The following is a 16,604-nucleotide window of genomic DNA, read 5'->3' as shown; positions in this document are numbered from 1 at the left end:
CGCCCCCACACAGAATCATCAACCGCTTCGCACGTAAGGGATCGATAAGGCATGACGCCGGATGCAACCCCCAGTTCAGTGTTGCCCCCCGCGGCGCCAGGAAAGGCGTCGCCCGAAATCCTGACCGGCTCCCAGTCGGTCGTCCGCACCCTCGAGCTCCTCGGCGTCACCGACGTCTTCGGACTCCCGGGCGGTGCGATCCTCCCCATCTACGACGCGATCATGGACTCGTCCGTGATCCGCCACATCCTGGTCCGCCACGAGCAGGGCGGCGGCCACGCCGCCGAGGGCTACGCATCGGCGGCCAACAAGGTCGGCGTCGCGATGGCGACGTCCGGCCCGGGCGCCACCAACCTCGTCACCGCGATCATGGACGCGCACATGGACTCCGTCCCCGTCGTGTTCATCACCGGCCAGGTGTTCTCCACCCTCATGGGCACGGACGCGTTCCAGGAGGCCGACATCGTCGGCATCACGATGCCGATCACCAAGCACTCGTTCCTGGTCAAGAAGGCCGAGGACATCCCGGCCACCATCGCCGCGGCGTACCACATCGCGGGGACCGGCCGGCCGGGCCCCGTGCTGGTGGACATCACCAAGGACGCCCAGCAGAACGCGGTGCCGTTCGTCTGGCCGCCCAAGATCGACCTGCCCGGCTACCGCCCGATCACCAAGGCGCACGGCAAGCAGATCCTCGCCGCGGCCCAGCTGCTCGTCGAGTCCAAGAAGCCGGTGCTCTACGTCGGCGGCGGCGTCATCCGCTCGCGCGCCTCGCAGGAGCTGCTGGAGCTCGCCGAGGCGACGGGCATCCCCGTGGTCACCACGCTGATGGCGCGCGGGGCGTTCCCCGACACGCACAAGCAGCACCTCGGCATGCCCGGCATGCACGGCACGGTGCCCGCGGTGCTCGCGCTGCAGGAGTCCGATCTCATCGTGTCGCTCGGAGCGCGCTTCGACGACCGGGTCACCGGCAACACCTCCCTCTTCGCGCCGAACGCGAAGATCGTGCACGTCGACGTCGACCCCGCCGAGATCTCCAAGATCCGGATCGCCGACGTCCCCATCGTCGGCGATGCCAAGGACGTCATCGTCGATCTGACCGCGGCCTACCAGGAGGCCGCCCGCGCGGGTGCTCCCGACCTGGTCGAGTGGTGGACGTACCTGAACGGCCTTCGCGAGGAGTTCCCGCTCGGCTACACGCCCACCAGCGACGGCCTGCTCGCCCCGCAGCACGTGATCCAGCGGATCGGTGAGCTGACCGGACCGGAGGGCATCTACACCGCCGGCGTCGGCCAGCACCAGATGTGGGCGGCGCAGTTCATCAAGTACGAGCGCCCCAACTCGTGGCTGAACTCGGGAGGCGCGGGCACGATGGGCTACTCGGTCCCGGCCGCGATGGGCGCCAAGGTCGCCCAGCCCGACCGCGTCGTGTGGGCGATCGACGGCGACGGCTGCTTCCAGATGACCAACCAGGAACTGGCCACCTGCACGATCAACGACATCCCGATCAAGGTGGCGATCATCAACAACTCGTCGCTCGGGATGGTCCGGCAGTGGCAGACGCTGTTCTACGACGGCCGCTACTCCAACACCGACCTCAACACGGGCCACGACACCGTGCGCGTGCCCGACTTCGTGAAACTGGCCGAGGCGTACGGCGCCCTCGGGATCCGCGTCACGAAGGAGGAGGAAGTCGACGCCGCCATCAAGCTGGCCCTGGAGACGAACGACCGCCCGGTCGTCATCGACTTCGTCGTCAGCGCCGACGCCATGGTGTGGCCGATGGTCCCGCAGGGCGTCAGCAACAGCTACGTGCAGTACGCACGCGACCACAGCCCCGCCTTCGGAGAGGAGTGACCCCCATGAGCACCCACGTTCTGAGCCTCCTCGTCGAGGACAAGCCCGGTCTGCTGACCCGGGTCGCCGGCCTGTTCGCACGGCGCGGCTTCAACATCCACTCGCTGGCGGTGGGCACGAGCGAGGTCGACGGCCTCTCGCGCATCACCGTCGTGGTGGACGTGGAGGACCTCCCGCTGGAGCAGGTCACCAAGCAGCTGAACAAGCTGATCAACGTCATCAAGATCGTGGAGCTGGACCCGGCGCAGTCGGTCCAGCGCGAGCACCTGCTGATCAAGGTGCGGGTCGACAACTCGACCCGCTCCCAGGTGCTGGAGGCGGTCAACCTCTTCCGCGCCCGCGTCGTCGACGTGGCCACCGACGCCCTCGTCATCGAGGTCACCGGCGACAGCGGCAAGACCCAGGCGCTGCTCAAGGTGCTGGAGCCGTACGGCATCAAGGAGATGGCCCAGTCGGGCCTCCTCGCGATCGGCCGCGGCGGCAAGTCCATCACCGAGCGCGTCTTCAAGAACTAGACCCGCCCTCCGGGCGGCGAAAGAACTAGACCAGAACGTTTAAGAACCACATCACGAAGGAGAACCCACACAGTGGCTGAGATCTACTACGACAACGACGCGGACCTCTCGATCATCCAGGGCAAGAAGGTCGCCGTCATCGGCTACGGCTCGCAGGGCCACGCGCACGCGCAGAACCTCCGCGACTCGGGCGTCGAGGTCGTCATCGGCCTCAAGGAAGGCTCGAAGTCCAAGCCGAAGGCCGAGGAGGCGGGCTTCCGCGTCCTCTCCGCCTCCGACGCGGCCAAGTGGGCCGACGTCGTCGTCATCCTCGCGCCCGACCAGGTGCAGCGGAACCTCTACAAGGACGACATCCAGGCCAACCTCGAGGAGGGCAACGCCCTCGTCTTCGGTCACGGCTTCAACATCCGCTTCGGCTACATCGAGGCCCCCGAGGGCGTCGACGTGATCATGGTCGCGCCCAAGGGCCCGGGCCACACCGTGCGCCGCGAGTACGAGGCCGGCCGCGGCGTCCCCGTGATCGTCGCCGTGGAGAAGGACGCGACCGGCAACGCCTGGCCGCTCGTCCTCTCCTACGCGAAGGGCATCGGCGGCCTGCGAGCCGGCGGCATCAAGACCACCTTCACCGAGGAGACCGAGACCGACCTGTTCGGCGAGCAGGCGGTCCTCTGCGGCGGTGTCTCGCAGCTCGTCCAGTACGGCTTCGAGACCCTGACCGAGGCCGGCTACCAGCCGCAGGTCGCCTACTTCGAGGTCCTCCACGAGCTGAAGCTCATCGTGGACCTGATGTGGGAGGGCGGCATCGCCAAGCAGCGCTGGAGCGTCTCCGACACGGCCGAGTACGGCGACTACGTCTCCGGCCCGCGCGTCATCGACCCGCACGTCAAGGAGAACATGAAGGCGGTGCTCTCCGACATCCAGGACGGCACCTTCGCCAAGCGCTTCATCGCGGACCAGGACGCGGGCGCGCCCGCGTTCCTCGAGCTCCGCAAGAAGGGCGAGCAGCACCCGATCGAGGCCACCGGCCGCGAGCTGCGCAAGCTCTTCGCCTGGAACGCGTCGAACGACGACGACTACGTCGACGGCGAGGTCGCGCGCTGATCCAGCCGCGCTGAACCAGCACGACGGCACGAACGGGGCCGCACCGGACGATCGGTGCGGCCCCGTCCGCCGTCTCACGCCGCGCTGTGCTCGATGACCGCGTCCGTGCCCGGGTAGACGAGCGTCTCGTGCCCGTCGTCGAACCGGACCAGGTACGGCGGTGCGCCGTCCTCCCCGCGCACCTCGACCACCTCTCCGTGGCGGTCGGCGGACTCGACATGGGTGCCCCGGATGCAGATCCGGTCTCCGATCGTCGCCTGCATGACGGCCTCCTCCCTGAACCTCACTGCCGACGTTACGCCGGGGCCGCCGCGGCGGGAATGCCGCTATCGTGGCCGCATGCCCGAACCGCGCCGCACCGCCGTCGAGATCGCCGTCCAGGACGTCGCCGGAGTGCGCGTCGCACTCGCGGAGGGGGCGGACCGGGTCGAGCTGTGCGTCGCGCTGGGCCTCGGCGGGCTGACCCCGTCGGCCGGGCTCGTGCGTGCGGCGGTCGAGGAGGCGCGCGAGGACGGCCGCACCGGCTTCGTCCACGTTCTCGTCCGCCCGCGCGGGGGCGGTTTCGTCTACGACTCCGACGAGCTCGACACGATCGTCGCCGACATCCGCTTCGCCCGCGAGGCCGGCGCCGACGGCGTCGTCGTCGGTGCGCTGGACGAGGCGGGCAGGGTCGACCGGGAGGCCGTCGCCCGGTTCGTCGGGGAGGCCGGCGGGCTGGAGGTGACGTTCCACCGCGCGTTCGACACGCTGCCGGACTCGCTCGGCGCGGGCGACGCGCTCGCCCAGCTGGGCGTCGCGCGCGTCCTCACCTCCGGCGGCGCCCAGCGCAGCGCCGACGGGATCGAGGGGCTGCGGGCGCTGGCCCAGCGGGTGGATGGGCGCCTGCAGGTGATGGCCGGCGGGGGAGTGCGCGTGCAGGACATCCACGCGCTGATCGCCGCGGGCGTCGACGCGGTGCACCTCTCCGCGCGCGAGTCGGTGTCCGGCGCGCCGAGCGGCCCAGGCGGCGGGGACGCGGCTTACGACATCACCGACCCGATCAGCGTCCGGGAGGCGGTCGCGGCCGTTCGCGACGTCCGGCCGTAACGCGAGGTCCGGCCACACGCGGCGTCCGGCCGTAACGCGGCGAAAGGCGGTGTTGCGCTCCGGCTAGAGTTAAGCAACCCGCGCACCGACGACTGCTGCGCGTCTTCTCCCAAGCCAGCCTCCCCGTAAGGAACTGCCACGTGACAAAGCCGGTCGTGCTGATCGCCGAAGAACTTTCGCCCGCCACCGTCGACGCCCTCGGGCCGGATTTCGAGATCCGCAACGTCGACGGGACCGATCGGCCCGCCCTCCTCTCCGCGGTCTCCGACGCGGACGCCATCCTGGTGCGCTCCGCCACCAAGGTCGACGCCGAGGTCATCTCCGCCGCCCCGAAGCTGCGCGTCATCGCCCGCGCGGGCGTCGGCCTCGACAACGTGGACATCAAGACCGCGACCAACGCCGGCGTCATGGTCGTCAACGCGCCGACCTCCAACATCATCTCGGCCGCCGAGCTCACCGTCGGCCACATCCTGAGCCTCGCCCGGCACATCCCCGCCGCCCACAGCGCGCTCGCGCAGGGGCAGTGGAAGCGCTCCAAGTACACCGGCGTCGAACTCTACGAGAAGACGGTCGGCATCATCGGCCTCGGCCGGATCGGCGCGCTCATCACCGCCCGCCTGCAGGCGTTCGGCACCAAGGTGATCGCGTACGACCCCTACGTCACCAGCGCCCGCGCGCAGCAGCTCGGCGTCCAGCTCGTGAGCCTGGACGAGCTGCTCACCGACGCCGACTTCATCACCATCCACATGCCGAAGACGCCCGAGACCACCGGGATGATCTCCGACGACCAGCTCGCCCAGATGAAGCCGACCGCGTTCATCGTCAACGTCGCCCGCGGCGGCCTGATCGACGAGGACGCGCTCTACCGCGCGCTCAGCACGGGCAGCATCGCCGGCGCCGGCCTCGACGTGTTCGTGAGCGAGCCGCCCACCGAGTCGCCGCTGCTCGAGCTCGAGAACGTCGTCGTCACCCCGCACCTCGGCGCGTCCACAGACGAGGCCCAGGAGAAGGCGGGCGTGTCCGTCGCCAAGTCGGTGCGCCTCGCGCTCTCCGGCGAGCTGGTGCCCGACGCGGTCAACGTCGCCGGCGGCGTCATCGACCCGTACGTGCGTCCGGGCATCCCGCTGGTCGAGAAGCTGGGCCAGGTCTTCTCCGGCCTCGCACACAGCCCGCTGACCAGCATCGACGTCGAGGTGCGCGGCGAGCTGGTCGACTACGACGTGAGCGTCCTCAAGCTGGCGGCGCTCAAGGGCATCTTCACGAACATCGTCTCCGAGACGGTCTCCTACGTGAACGCGCCCCTCCTCGCCGAGCAGCGCGGCATCGAGGTGCGCCTCATCACCGACTCGGTGAGCGAGGAGTACCGCAACCTGATCACGCTGCGCGGCGCGCTCAGCGACGGCTCGCAGGTGTCGGTCTCCGGCACGCTCACCGGCACGAAGCAGATCGAGAAGGTCGTCGAGATCAACGGCTACGACGTCGAAGTGCCGATCGCCGAGCACCTGATCGTCATGGTCTACGACGACCGCCCCGGCATCGTCGCGGTGTACGGCCACGAGTTCGGCGAGGCGAAGATCAACATCGCCGGCATGCAGATCGCCCGGACGTCCGCCGGCGGCAAGGCGCTCAGCGTCCTGACCGTCGACTCGCGCGTCCCGGAGGGCCTGCTGGAGACCGTGCGGATCGCGATCAAGGCCGACCTGATGCAGGAGATCGACATCACCGAGTCCTGAGCTCCGGCGTCGGCTTCGGAACTCCGCTGTCGCGCGCTGTCGATTTCGGCTGTTGACTTGCGTCATAGGAATGTCGCCCCGCACGGGGCGGCGTTCCGACGACGTGAGGAGACCACGATGTCCGACGAGTACGTCCTGCTCATCCGCGAGCCGAGCTGGGACCCCGAGGCGATGACGGCGGAGGAATGGCAGGCGGGCATGGCCGGCCACAAGGCGTTCCAGGACGCCGTGGTCGCGGCCGGTGAGCGGATCGTCGCCACCGGCGCCCTCCAGCCGGCCACCCGCGCGGCCAAGATCACGCCGACGCCGGGTGGCGCGCCGCTGATCACCGACGGGCCGTTCGGGGAGACCACGGAGGTCCTGACCGGCTTCTACAGCTACACCGCGGCGACGCCGGAGCAGGCCAGGGAGCTGGCCGCGCTGGTCCCGACCGGAGGCTGGGTGGAGCTCTACCCGGTCCTCGCGCTCGACACGGTGCTCTGAGGACGCAGCCGGGCGGCGCGATGACGGGCACCGCACGAAGGCGCGGGCCGTGACGGCGGCCACCCGGATCGAGCGTGCCTACCGCGAGGACGCCACCCGCATCCTGGGCGCGGTCGCGCGCACGACCGGCGATCTCCTGCTCGCCGAGGACGCGGTGCAGGAGGCCTTCGCGCGCGCGGTCGCCGAGGCGGCGCGCGGCCGCGAGCCGCGGAACCCCGCGGCCTGGATCACTACGGTCGCCCGCCGCGTCGCACTCGACGCGGTGCGCCGGGAGCGGTCCGCGCGCCGGGTTGCGCCGATGCTCGCGGCCGAGCGCGAACGGGCCGAGAGCGCGGCGGCCGAGGCGGAGGAGCGGAGAGCGCAGGAGGGAGGCGGGTCCGTGTTCACCGGCGACGAACGGCTCGACCTGATCCTTCTCGTGGCGCATCCCGACCTCGCGCCGGAGACCCGCGTCGCGCTGGCGCTCCGGCACGTCTGCGGCGTGCCGACCGCGCGGATCGCCGACGCGTTCCTCGTCTCGGAGCCGACGATGGCCGCTCGGCTCACCCGGGCCAAGAAGCGCATCCACGACCGGGGGATCCGCTTCGCCCTGGACGATCGGGCGGCGGTCGCGGCCCGGATGCCGGACGCGCTGACCACGATCTACCTGCTCTACACGGTCGGCCATGCGACCGCGGACGGCCGGCTGCGCGCCGACGCCATCGCCCTGGCGCGGGACGCCCGCCGGGTCGCGGACGACACCGAGAGTGCGGGCCTGCTCGGCCTGCTGCTGCTCACCGAGGCGCGCCAGACCACCCGGCTGACCGCCGACGACGAGTTCGCGACGCTGCGGGAGGCCGACCGGACGCGCTGGGACGTGGCGATGATGGTGGAGGGGGAGCGGCTGGCGACGATCGCGCTGGACGGCGCGGGCCGCGAGGCCGGTCCCGGGGCGGACGGCAGGTACGGGCTCCAGGCGGGCATCGCCGGGCTGCACGCGATCGCGCCGACCTGGGCGGCCACCGATTGGCCGGCGATCGTCCGGCTCTACGACGGTCTGGTGCAGGTGTGGCCGAGCGCGACGGCACGACTCGGCCGCCTGGTCGCGCTGGGCCACAGCCCGGACGCCGGACCGGAGGTCGCACTGGCCGCGCTCGACGCCGAGCCCGACCTGTTCGCCGGGCCGCTGTCCTCGCGCGCGCACGCGGCACGGGCGGAGCTGCTGCGGCTGGCGGGCGACCGCGCGGCGTCGGAGGCCGAGCTGCGGCGCGCGATCGGGACGGCGGAGGACGACCGGACGCGGCGGTCGCTGCTGCGGCTGCTCGCCGCGGGCGGCGCGTGAGGGGCCGGCTCAGTCCCGGGCGCTGAGGCGCTCGACCAGGCCGATCAGCTCCTGCAGGTCGGTCTCGTCGCGGAGCACGGTGTTCGCGGCGGGCAGCAGCGCCGTGTTGTAGTACATCCCGTCGCCGATCAGCATGATGGTGCGCGCGACCATCCGATCGCCGACGACGGCCTCCAGCTCGCTCAGCCACTGGCGCTGCGCGTCGGCGAGGGCGTCGCTGGCGCGGGCGTCCGAGGCCTGGGCCAGCCGTGCGATCGCCACGATCACCCGTTCCAGCCGGTTGTCCGAGGGGATGGAGGTGCGCAGGAAGTACGCCACCGGCCCGTCCGGCGCGGCGCGCATGTGCTCGATGTCCTGCGCGAGGTCGGCGGCGAAGCGTTCGAGAACGCCGTCGACCAGCGCGTCCTTCGAGGCGAAGTGGTAGAGCAGACCGCCCTTGGACACGCCCGCCCGGGCGGCGACGGCCTCGAGCGTCGCAGCGCGCTCGCTCTGCTCGGCGAGCAGGTCCTCGAACGCGTCGAGGATGCGATCGCGGGCCGAGCGCGACGGGGCTGCGGACGAGGTGGACGCCGGGGCGGCGGGGGAGGACATGGGGCCATGCTAGCCGCGACGCGGACGCTCAGCGGTGCGCACAGCGGTGCGCGGGCGGGGCGCGCGGCCGCGGATCGTTGACTACTGTACCGTCCGGACGGTACAGTAGTGGTCATGACCTCGACCACCTGCCCCGACCGCATGCCGGCCGCCGCCGAGACGACGGCCCAGACGCTGCACGCGCCGACGCCGACGCCGGCCCGCGCCGGTGCGCGCGCCTGGGCCGCCCTGGTCGTCCTCATGCTCCCCGTCCTCCTGGTGTCGGTCGACAACACCGTCCTCGGCTTCGCCCTCCCGGCGATCACCGAGGCGCTGCGGCCGTCGTCCACCCAGATGCTCTGGATCGTGGACGTCTACCCGCTGGTGCTCGCGGGCCTCCTCGTCGCGATGGGCAGCCTCGGGGACCGCATCGGCCGCCGGAAGGTCCTCCTGATCGGCGCCACCGGTTTCGCCGCCGTCTCCGCGGCCGCCGCGTTCGCCCCGACCGCCGAGCTGCTGATCGGCGCCCGCGCGCTGCTCGGCGTCTTCGGCGCCATGCTGATGCCGTCGACGCTCTCGCTGCTGCGCAGCGTCTTCCAGGACCGCGAGCAGCGCCGCGTCGCCATCGCGATCTGGGCGGCGGGCTTCGCGGCGGGATCCGCGCTCGGGCCGATCGTGGGCGGCCTGCTGATCGAGCACTTCTGGTGGGGCTCGGTGTTCCTGCTCGCGGTCCCCGTGCTCATCCCGCTGCTGGTGCTCACGCCGCTGCTGGTGCGCGAGTCGCGCGATCCGGCGCCGGGGCCGGTGGACGTCGTGTCCATCCTGCTGTCGCTGGTGACGATGGCGCCGATCGTCTACGGCATCAAGGAGTTCGCCGTGCACGGGCTCGGGGTCGTCCCGGTGCTCGCCGTGCTGGTCGGGCTCACCGCCGGTGTGCTGTTCGTCCGGCGGCAGCTGCGGCGGCCGGTCCCGATGCTCGACATGCGGCTGTTCCGGCGGGCGGCGTTCAGCGGGGCCGTGCTCATCAACCTGCTCAGCGTCATCGCGCTGGTCGGCTTCCTGTTCTTCGTCTCGCAGCACCTGCAGCTCGTGCTCGGGATGGCGCCGATGCGCGCGGGGATGGTGCTGCTCCCGGGGCTCGCGACGATGATCGTCTCCGGCCTGCTCGTCGTGCCGGTCGCGCGGCGCCTGCGGCCCGGCCTCGTCATCGCGGGCGGGCTCTGCGTCTCCGCGGCGGGCTACGTGCTCGTCGCCGTCAGCGGCGGGGACGCGTCGTGGGGTGTGCTGCTGGCGGCGTTCGTGCTGCTCGGCGCGGGCATCGGGGCGGCGGAGACGGTCTCGAACGAGCTCATCGTCTCGACGGCGCCCGCCGACAAGGCCGGCGCGGCGTCCGCGGTCTCCGAGACGGCCTACGAACTCGGGGCCGTGCTCGGCACGGCGACGCTGGGCAGCATCATCATCGCGTCCTACCGCGCCGCGATCGTGCTGCCGGCCGGGCTGAGCCCCGCCGACGCGACTGCCGCCGCCGACACCCTCGGCGGCGCGGTGACGGTCGCGGGCTCGCTCCCGTCCGCGACGGCGGCGGAGCTCCTGGCCTCGGCGCGGCACGCGTTCGACAGCGGGATCGCGCTCACGGCCTCCATCGGCGCCGGCCTGATGCTGACGGCCGCGGTCCTGGCGCTGGTCACCCTGCGGCGCGTGCGGGGCTGAGGCGCGAGGCGGTGGCGGTGCGGCGGCGATAGTGTGTAGGGGAACCGTCCGCCCACCGATCAGTGCAGGAGCGTCATGAGCAGAACCGTCCAACTCGCCGTCATCCCCGGGGACGGAATCGGTCCGGAGGTGATCGCGGAGGCGGTCAAGGTGCTCGACGCGGTCACCGCCGGAAGCGACCTCGCGTTCGAGAAGACCCACTTCTCGCTCGGCGCCGACCGGTACCTCGCGACCGGCGACGTGCTCACCGACGACGACCTCGCGGCCATCGCCGGCCACGACGCCATCCTGCTCGGAGCGGTCGGCGGCAAGCCGGGCGACCCGCGGCTGGCCGGCGCGAACATCGAGCGCGGGCTGCTGCTGAAGCTGCGGTTCTCGCTCGACCACTACGTGAACCTGCGCCCGACCACGCTGTTCCCCGGCATCGCGAGCCCGCTGGCGAACCCGGGCGAGGTCGACTTCGTCGTCGTCCGCGAGGGGACCGAAGGCCCGTACGTCGGCAACGGCGGCGCGATCCGCCAGGGCACGCCGCACGAGATCGCCAACGAGGTCTCGGTCAACACCGCCTACGGCGTGGAGCGCGTCGTCCGCTATGCGTTCGAGCAGGCCGGGCAGCGCCGCAAGAAGCTGACGCTCGTGCACAAGACCAACGTGCTCACCTTCGCGGGCGGGCTCTGGAAGCGCATCGTGGACGCCGTCGCCGCCGAGCACCCGGAGGTGGCCGTCGACTACCTGCACGTGGACGCGGCGACGATCTTCCTGGTCACGGATCCTGCTAGATTCGATGTGATCGTCACGGACAACCTCTTCGGCGACATCCTCACCGACCTCGCGGCCGCGATCAGCGGCGGCATCGGACTGGCCGCCTCGGGCAACATCAACCCCGCGGGTGAATTCCCGAGCATGTTCGAACCGGTTCACGGATCGGCTCCCGACATCGCCGGCCAGCAGAAGGCCGACCCCACCGCCGCGATCCTCTCCGTCGCGCTCCTCCTCCGCCACCTGGGCGCCCGGGAGCTCGCCGAGCGGGTCGAGCAGGCGGTGACGTCCGACCTGGCCGCCCGCAGCGGCCGATCGTCCACGGACCCGACGCGCACGACCTCCGAGATCGGCGACGCGATCGCGGCCCGCGTGGCGCAGAATTGACGCATCGCACAAAGGACACTCAATGACCTCCACCAGCATCAACCTCACCTCCGGACCCTCCGAGACCGCCGGCCTCCTCTGGAACGTCACGCGCAACGAGTCGGCGCGCAGCGCGGCGGAGCGCGAGGAGATCCTCGCGAACCCCGGCTTCGGCAACTACTTCACCGACCACATGGTCGACCTGTGCTGGTCGGCCAAGGGCGGCTGGCACCGGCCCCGGGTCTCCCCGTACGGGCCCATCCAGCTGGAGCCGTCGGCCGCCGTGCTGCACTACGCGCAGGAGATCTTCGAGGGGCTCAAGGCGTACCGCCACGCCGACGGCTCGATCTGGAGCTTCCGCCCGGAGGCGAACGCCGCCCGCATGCAGCGCTCCGCCTACCGCCTGGCGCTGCCGGAACTGCCCGTCGAGCACTTCCTCGACTCGCTCAAGCAGCTCGTCGCGGTGGACGGCGACTGGGTGCCGGACCGCGAGGAGACCAGCCTCTACCTGCGCCCGTTCATGTTCGCCAAGGAGGCGTTCCTCGGGGTGCGCCCGGCCAACAAGGTCGCGTACTACCTGATCGCCAGCCCCGCGGGCGCGTACTTCCCGAGCGGCGTTGCCCCGGTGTCCATCTGGCTGTCCGACCACTGGTCGCGCGCGGGCAAGGGCGGCACCGGCGCCGCGAAGACCGGCGGCAACTACGCCTCCAGCCTGCTCCCGCAGGCCGAGGCGTACGAGCACGGCTGTGCGCAGGTGCTCTTCCTCGACTCGGTGGAGGGGAAGTACATCGAGGAGCTCGGCGGCATGAACGTGGTGCTCGTCTACAAGGACGGCACCCTGGTCACGCCCGACTCGGACAGCATCCTCGAGGGCATCACGCTCGACTCGGTGCTGCAGCTCGCGCGCGACCGCGGCCACACGGTGGAGCGTCGCCGCGTGACGATCGACGAGTGGCGCGACGGCGTGGAGTCCGGCGACATCGTCGAGGTGTTCGCCTGCGGCACCGCGGCGGTCATCACGCCGATCGGCGAGCTGAAGTCCGACACGTTCACGGTCGGCGACATCACCGCTCCTCCCGGGGAGCTGACGATGTCGCTGCGCAAGGAGCTCACCGACATCCAGTACGGCCGCGAGCGCGACCGCCACGGCTGGATGATGCGCCTCGACGCGTAGCCCGCGTCCTGCCGCCCCTGTGTCGCGATTCGTCACGAATCGTGGCACAGGGGCGTATCCACATTCGTGACGAATGTCGCGAAAGCGGCGACGTTTCCCTACATTCGTGACGAATGTCGCGCGGCCGGTACGAGTGCGGCGAGGATGCGGTCGACGTCGTCGTCGGTGTTCCAGAGGTGGAAGGCGACGCGGGCGCGGCCCGCGCGACCGGACGCACGCAGGCCCGCGGCGGTGAGCGCGGCGAGGTCCGCGCCCTCGGGGTCCGGCCAGGTGAGGACGGCGCGGCCGCGCACCCGATCGCCGACGGCGTCGGTGAGGTCCAGCGCCTCCGACAACCGATCCGCGAGCCCCGTCGCGTGCGCGTGCACCGCGGCCGGGTCGAGCGACGCGAAGAACTCCAGCGCCGCCGCGGTGCCCGGCCAGACCGGCCACGCCGGCGACACATCGAACCGGCGGGCGGAGGCCGCGGGAGCCAGGAGCGGCCCGTAGCAGGACGCCCACGGGTCCTCGCCCGCGTACCAGCCGGCGTGCACCGGGGTGAGGGCGTCCAGCAGGGCCGGGCGCACGGTGAGGAACGCGCTCCCGCGCGGCGCGCACAGCCACTTGTAGGCATGCGTGATGGTGACGTCGAACCGGGAGGCGTCCACCGGCAGCCAGCCGAGCGCCTGCGTCAGATCGGCCAGGCTCAGCGTGCCCGTGCGGGCGCAGGCCGCGAGGATCGCGTCGGCGTCGGCGTGCTCCCCGGTGGCGGACTGCACGAGCGAGAAGGCGACGAGCCACGTGTCGTCGTCGATCGCGTCCGCGAGGCCGGCCAGCGGGACCTCCCTGACCCGCACCCCGCGGTGCGCCTGCGCTTGGAAGGGGGCGACGACCGAGGCGAAGTCGCCCTCCGGGCAGAGCACCACGGCGCCGTCCGGGGCGGCGGCGGCGATCAGCGAGGCGAGGACGGACGCCTGCGACCCGATCGCGATGTCGTCCACCGCCACGCCCGCCAGCCGGGCGAACGCCGCCCGGGCGCGGGAGATGGCCACGTCGTAGTCGGCGGGAGTGGCCTCCCCGCGCGCCCACCGCTCCAGGTCGGCGCGGGTCGCCTCGACCGTGGCGCGGGTCGGCAGGCCCTGCGTGCACGCGGCGAGGTAGCCGGCGCCGGCGGCGAAGGCGTCGCGGTACGACGGTGCGGACACGGTGGCGGGGTGGGTGAGGGTCTCGGGCACGCTGTCCATCCTGAGCGACCCTCACACATCACACCAGAACAGGTGTTGAATCGCACGCATCACACGGCGTTATGATTCCGGCATGCTGCTCGACGACCTCGACTCCCACAGCCTCCGCGTGGTGCGGGCGATCGCCGACCACGGCTCGATCACCCGCGCCGCCGAGTCCCTCGGCTACAGCCAGCCCGCGATCAGTCAGCACTTGCGCCGCCTGGAGGCGCGCATCGGGATGCCGCTGGTCGCGCGCGCCGGCCGCGGGGTGCGGCTGACGGAGGCGGGCCGCGTCCTCGCCCGGCACGCGCGCGCCGTGACGACGGCCCTCGACGCGGCGGCGGGCGAGCTCGCCGACCTGCGCGGCCTCCGCACCGGCCGGGTCCGGCTGGCCGGCTTCCCCTCGGCGTCGTCCTCGCTCGTCCCGCGGCTGCTCAACACGATGGAGGCCGAGCATCCCGGCGTCCGGATCACCTATCTGGAGGCCGAACCTCCCGAGGCGGTCGCCGCCGTCCGGGACCAGACCGCAGACCTGGCGATCACCTTCAGCTACCCGGGCGACCGCGTCGACCCGCACCGCGAGAGCGCCAGAGGCCTCGCGGTCGTGCCGCTCTGGAAGGACGAGATGCTGGTCGCGCTGCGTGCCGACCACCCGCTCGCCGCGGGGGAGCGCGTCGACCTCGCCGAGCTGGCGTCCGCGGCCTGGATCGGCGGCTGCCCGCGCTGCCGCGGCCACCTCCTGGAGCTGACCGACGCCTGCGGCTACGCTCCGCGGATCGCGTACGAGACCGACAACTTCATCGCCGTGCTGCGGATGGTCGCCGAGGGCGTCGGCGTCGCGCTGCTGCCCGCGCTCGCGGTCGGCAGCGCGGGGGCGGTCGAGGGGGTCGTCCTGCGCCCGACCGCCAACCGCGACCACCGCACCATCAACCTGGTCGCGGCGACCGGCTCGGACGCCGTCCCGGCGATCGCCGCGACCGCGGACGTGCTGCTCACCCTCGACGGGGCGCCCTGGGGGCTGTCCGCGCTCTGAACGCTGGCTACGATCGAGCCATGAGCGCTGCCGAACCCGCCCCCGTCTTCGCCGTCGTCGGTCCCGGTGCGGTCGGCGGCCTGTTCGCCTGGCTGCTGACGCGTGCCGGTCACGAGGTGGTCGCGGTGGGGCGGCCGGGGACGGTGGAGGCCATCCGCGCCTTCGGCATCGAGGTGCGCAGCGCGACGTTCGGCGACGGTGTCGAGCGCATGCCGGCGTCGACGGAGGTCCCCGCCGGCGCGAGCGTCATCGTCGCCACCAAGGCCTACGGGCTGGAGGATGTCCTCCCCGGCATCGCGGCCGCCCGCCCGCGCGAGGTGGTCTCCTTCCTCAACGGCGTCGAGCACATGGGCCCGCTGCGGGCGGCGCTGCCGGACGTGCCGGTGGCCGGCGCCTCCGTCGCGGTCTCGGCCCTGCGCGCCGCCACGACGGTGATCGACCACCGCAGCCCGTTCGTGAACATCGAGGCGCCGGAGGCCGCGAGCGGCTTCGCGTCGATCCGCGCCCTCGCCGACGCCGGCCCGCGCGTGAAGGTCGGCGGCACGGAGGCCGAGGTGCTCTGGGCGAAGTTCCGGCTGCTGTCCGCGCTCGCCCTGCTGACCTCCTACTGGCGGCAGTCGGCCGGTCCGGCGCTGAGCGAGGATCCCGAGCTGACCGAGGCGGTCGTCTCCGAGATCGTCGCGTGCTCGACGGCCGAAGGGGTGCCGGCCTCTGCGCTCGACCTCGTCCGGGCGCTGCACAGCGTGCCGGGCGGGATGCGCACCTCCCTGCAGGAGGACCTCGCCGACGGCCATCCGAACGAGCTGGACGCGCTCGGCGGCGCGCTGCTGCGCATCGGCGCCCGTCACGGCGTCCCCACCCCGGCCATCGCCCGGATCGTCGCGGCGCTAGGCTCGAACGCGTGAAGATCGCACGGTTCAGCCACACGCGTCCCTCCGAGCAGACCCCGGTCATCGACTACGGCATCGTGGACGACGACGCCCTGGTCGTCCTGGCCGGCGATCCGCTGTTCTCCGGCTTCGACACGACGGGGGAGCGGGTGCCGCTCGGCCAGGTCGGGTCGCTCCTGGCGCCGGTCATCCCGCGCTCGAAGGTCGTCGCCGTCGGCAAGAACTACCGCGAGCACGCCGCCGAGATGGGCTCGGAGGCGCCGGGCGAGCCGCTGCTCTTCCTCAAGCCGAACACGTCCGTGATCGGCCTCGGCGATGCCATCCTGCTGCCGCCGCAGTCGCAGCAGGTCGAGTACGAGGGCGAGCTGGCCGTCGTGATCGGCAAGATCGCCCGGCACGTCCCGGCGGAGAAGGCCGCCGAGCACATCTTCGGCTACACCGTCGCCAACGACGTCACCGCCCGGGACCTGCAGAAGGCGGACGGCCAGTGGACGCGCGCGAAGGGCTTCGACACCTTCTGCCCGCTCGGCCCGGTCATCGAGACCGAGTTGGACCCGGAGGCGTTCCTGCGCACCCGGGTCAACGGCGAGCTCAAGCAGGAGGCGCGCGTCTCCGAGATGGTGCACGACATCCCGTCGATCATCGCGTACGCGTCCAGCGTCTTCACGCTGCTGCCGGGGGACGTCATCCTCACCGGGACGCCGGCCGGCGTCGGGCCGATCGTCGCGGGCGACACCGTCGAGGTGGAGGTCGAGGGCGTCGGTTCGCTGGTGAATCCGGTGCGCGCTCCCAAGTAGGATT

The 16,604-nt window shown here is 72.0% G+C and carries 16 protein-coding genes; 13 read left to right on the top strand and 3 right to left on the bottom strand.

Annotated elements, in window-relative coordinates; genetic code table 11:
• Nucleotides 1–51: 51 nt before the first annotated feature.
• From HNR13_RS13850 to ilvC, 3 genes are all read left to right on the top strand, one after another.
• On the top strand, nucleotides 52–1,857 hold the full coding sequence (locus HNR13_RS13850; RefSeq protein WP_179606644.1) for an acetolactate synthase large subunit: 1,806 nt from the start codon (nucleotides 52–54) through the stop codon (nucleotides 1,855–1,857).
• Nucleotides 1,858–1,862: 5 nt separating this feature from the next.
• The gene (ilvN, locus tag HNR13_RS13845; protein WP_064108653.1) at nucleotides 1,863–2,372 is read left to right on the top strand and encodes an acetolactate synthase small subunit; all 510 of its coding nucleotides are present in this window, start codon (nucleotides 1,863–1,865) and stop codon (nucleotides 2,370–2,372) included.
• Between the two features lie 72 nt (nucleotides 2,373–2,444).
• Nucleotides 2,445–3,473, top strand: coding sequence for a ketol-acid reductoisomerase (gene ilvC, locus HNR13_RS13840; RefSeq protein WP_179606642.1), 1,029 nt, complete (start codon nucleotides 2,445–2,447; stop codon nucleotides 3,471–3,473).
• Nucleotides 3,474–3,547: 74 nt separating this feature from the next.
• Here ilvC and HNR13_RS13835 read toward each other — a convergent pair whose 3' ends face one another.
• Nucleotides 3,548–3,736 carry a DUF1918 domain-containing protein gene (locus tag HNR13_RS13835; protein ID WP_179606640.1) on the bottom strand — a complete coding sequence of 63 codons (189 nt, stop codon included), beginning with the start codon at nucleotides 3,734–3,736 and terminating at the stop codon, nucleotides 3,548–3,550.
• Nucleotides 3,737–3,812: 76 nt separating this feature from the next.
• On the opposite strand from HNR13_RS13835, the gene HNR13_RS13830 reads away from it, so the two are divergent.
• The 4 genes from HNR13_RS13830 to HNR13_RS13815 all read left to right on the top strand — a co-directional run bounded on the left by HNR13_RS13830 (nucleotide 3,813) and on the right by HNR13_RS13815 (nucleotide 8,096).
• Nucleotides 3,813–4,559, top strand: a complete 747-nt coding sequence (locus HNR13_RS13830) for a copper homeostasis protein CutC (RefSeq protein WP_179606638.1) — start codon at nucleotides 3,813–3,815, stop codon at nucleotides 4,557–4,559.
• Between the two features lie 140 nt (nucleotides 4,560–4,699).
• On the top strand, nucleotides 4,700–6,292 hold the full coding sequence (gene serA, locus HNR13_RS13825; protein WP_179606636.1) for a phosphoglycerate dehydrogenase: 1,593 nt from the start codon (nucleotides 4,700–4,702) through the stop codon (nucleotides 6,290–6,292).
• 117 nt (nucleotides 6,293–6,409) lie between these two features.
• On the top strand, nucleotides 6,410–6,775 hold the full coding sequence (locus HNR13_RS13820) for a YciI family protein (RefSeq protein WP_179606634.1): 366 nt from the start codon (nucleotides 6,410–6,412) through the stop codon (nucleotides 6,773–6,775).
• Nucleotides 6,776–6,824: 49 nt separating this feature from the next.
• The gene (locus HNR13_RS13815; RefSeq protein WP_179606632.1) at nucleotides 6,825–8,096 is read left to right on the top strand and encodes a sigma-70 family RNA polymerase sigma factor; all 1,272 of its coding nucleotides are present in this window, start codon (nucleotides 6,825–6,827) and stop codon (nucleotides 8,094–8,096) included.
• A 9-nt stretch (nucleotides 8,097–8,105) separates the two neighbouring features.
• Here HNR13_RS13815 and HNR13_RS13810 read toward each other — a convergent pair whose 3' ends face one another.
• Nucleotides 8,106–8,687, bottom strand: a complete 582-nt coding sequence (locus tag HNR13_RS13810) for a TetR/AcrR family transcriptional regulator (protein ID WP_179606630.1) — start codon at nucleotides 8,685–8,687, stop codon at nucleotides 8,106–8,108.
• 141 nt (nucleotides 8,688–8,828) lie between these two features.
• Here HNR13_RS13810 and HNR13_RS13805 point away from each other — a divergent pair, with 141 nt between their 5' ends.
• The 3 genes from HNR13_RS13805 to HNR13_RS13795 all read left to right on the top strand — a co-directional run bounded on the left by HNR13_RS13805 (nucleotide 8,829) and on the right by HNR13_RS13795 (nucleotide 12,675).
• Nucleotides 8,829–10,376, top strand: coding sequence for an MFS transporter (locus HNR13_RS13805; protein ID WP_179609483.1), 1,548 nt, complete (start codon nucleotides 8,829–8,831; stop codon nucleotides 10,374–10,376).
• Nucleotides 10,377–10,451: 75 nt separating this feature from the next.
• Entirely contained in the window at nucleotides 10,452–11,522 is a 1,071-nt protein-coding gene (locus tag HNR13_RS13800; protein WP_179606628.1) for a 3-isopropylmalate dehydrogenase, read from the top strand.
• A 22-nt stretch (nucleotides 11,523–11,544) separates the two neighbouring features.
• On the top strand, nucleotides 11,545–12,675 hold the full coding sequence (locus tag HNR13_RS13795) for a branched-chain amino acid aminotransferase (protein ID WP_179606626.1): 1,131 nt from the start codon (nucleotides 11,545–11,547) through the stop codon (nucleotides 12,673–12,675).
• A gap of 98 nt (nucleotides 12,676–12,773) precedes the next feature.
• Here HNR13_RS13795 and HNR13_RS13790 read toward each other — a convergent pair whose 3' ends face one another.
• Nucleotides 12,774–13,898 (bottom strand): aminotransferase class V-fold PLP-dependent enzyme, encoded by a 1,125-nt coding sequence (locus HNR13_RS13790; protein ID WP_179606624.1) that lies wholly within the window; start codon nucleotides 13,896–13,898, stop codon nucleotides 12,774–12,776.
• Nucleotides 13,899–13,971: 73 nt separating this feature from the next.
• Between HNR13_RS13790 and HNR13_RS13785 the strand changes: the two genes are divergently transcribed.
• Genes HNR13_RS13785 through HNR13_RS13775 form a run of 3 tightly spaced genes read left to right on the top strand, consistent with a single transcriptional unit; the run spans nucleotide 13,972 to nucleotide 16,600 of the window.
• Entirely contained in the window at nucleotides 13,972–14,913 is a 942-nt protein-coding gene (locus HNR13_RS13785; RefSeq protein ID WP_179606622.1) for a LysR family transcriptional regulator, read from the top strand.
• A gap of 20 nt (nucleotides 14,914–14,933) precedes the next feature.
• Nucleotides 14,934–15,818, top strand: coding sequence for a ketopantoate reductase family protein (locus HNR13_RS13780; RefSeq protein ID WP_179606620.1), 885 nt, complete (start codon nucleotides 14,934–14,936; stop codon nucleotides 15,816–15,818).
• A complete protein-coding gene (locus HNR13_RS13775) occupies nucleotides 15,815–16,600 on the top strand; it encodes a fumarylacetoacetate hydrolase family protein (RefSeq protein WP_179606618.1) in 786 nt (261 codons plus the stop codon). The genes HNR13_RS13780 and HNR13_RS13775 overlap by 4 nt, the downstream gene beginning before the upstream one ends.
• Nucleotides 16,601–16,604 lie beyond the last annotated feature (4 nt).

The organism is Leifsonia shinshuensis, assembly GCF_013410375.1.
GTDB classification, from domain to species: Bacteria; Actinomycetota; Actinomycetes; order Actinomycetales; family Microbacteriaceae; genus Leifsonia; species Leifsonia shinshuensis.
The sequence above is the reverse complement of the archived record's forward strand: the minus strand, read 5'-3'. Positions and strand labels throughout refer to the sequence as shown.

Excerpts from the sequence above, each read along its gene's own strand:
- HNR13_RS13850 (WP_179606644.1), top strand. The coding sequence starts at position 52 with ATGACGCCGGATGCAACCCCCAGTTCAGTGTTGCCCCCCGCGGCGCCA.
- ilvN (WP_064108653.1), top strand. The coding sequence starts at position 1,863 with ATGAGCACCCACGTTCTGAGCCTCCTCGTCGAGGACAAGCCCGGTCTG.
- HNR13_RS13835 (WP_179606640.1), bottom strand. The coding sequence starts at position 3,736 with ATGCAGGCGACGATCGGAGACCGGATCTGCATCCGGGGCACCCATGTC.
- HNR13_RS13830 (WP_179606638.1), top strand. The coding sequence starts at position 3,813 with ATGCCCGAACCGCGCCGCACCGCCGTCGAGATCGCCGTCCAGGACGTC.
- HNR13_RS13820 (WP_179606634.1), top strand. The coding sequence starts at position 6,410 with ATGTCCGACGAGTACGTCCTGCTCATCCGCGAGCCGAGCTGGGACCCC.
- HNR13_RS13810 (WP_179606630.1), bottom strand. The coding sequence starts at position 8,687 with ATGTCCTCCCCCGCCGCCCCGGCGTCCACCTCGTCCGCAGCCCCGTCG.
- HNR13_RS13805 (WP_179609483.1), top strand. The coding sequence starts at position 8,829 with ATGCCGGCCGCCGCCGAGACGACGGCCCAGACGCTGCACGCGCCGACG.
- HNR13_RS13800 (WP_179606628.1), top strand. The coding sequence starts at position 10,452 with ATGAGCAGAACCGTCCAACTCGCCGTCATCCCCGGGGACGGAATCGGT.
- HNR13_RS13795 (WP_179606626.1), top strand. The coding sequence starts at position 11,545 with ATGACCTCCACCAGCATCAACCTCACCTCCGGACCCTCCGAGACCGCC.
- HNR13_RS13790 (WP_179606624.1), bottom strand. The coding sequence starts at position 13,898 with ATGGACAGCGTGCCCGAGACCCTCACCCACCCCGCCACCGTGTCCGCA.
- HNR13_RS13785 (WP_179606622.1), top strand. The coding sequence starts at position 13,972 with ATGCTGCTCGACGACCTCGACTCCCACAGCCTCCGCGTGGTGCGGGCG.
- HNR13_RS13780 (WP_179606620.1), top strand. The coding sequence starts at position 14,934 with ATGAGCGCTGCCGAACCCGCCCCCGTCTTCGCCGTCGTCGGTCCCGGT.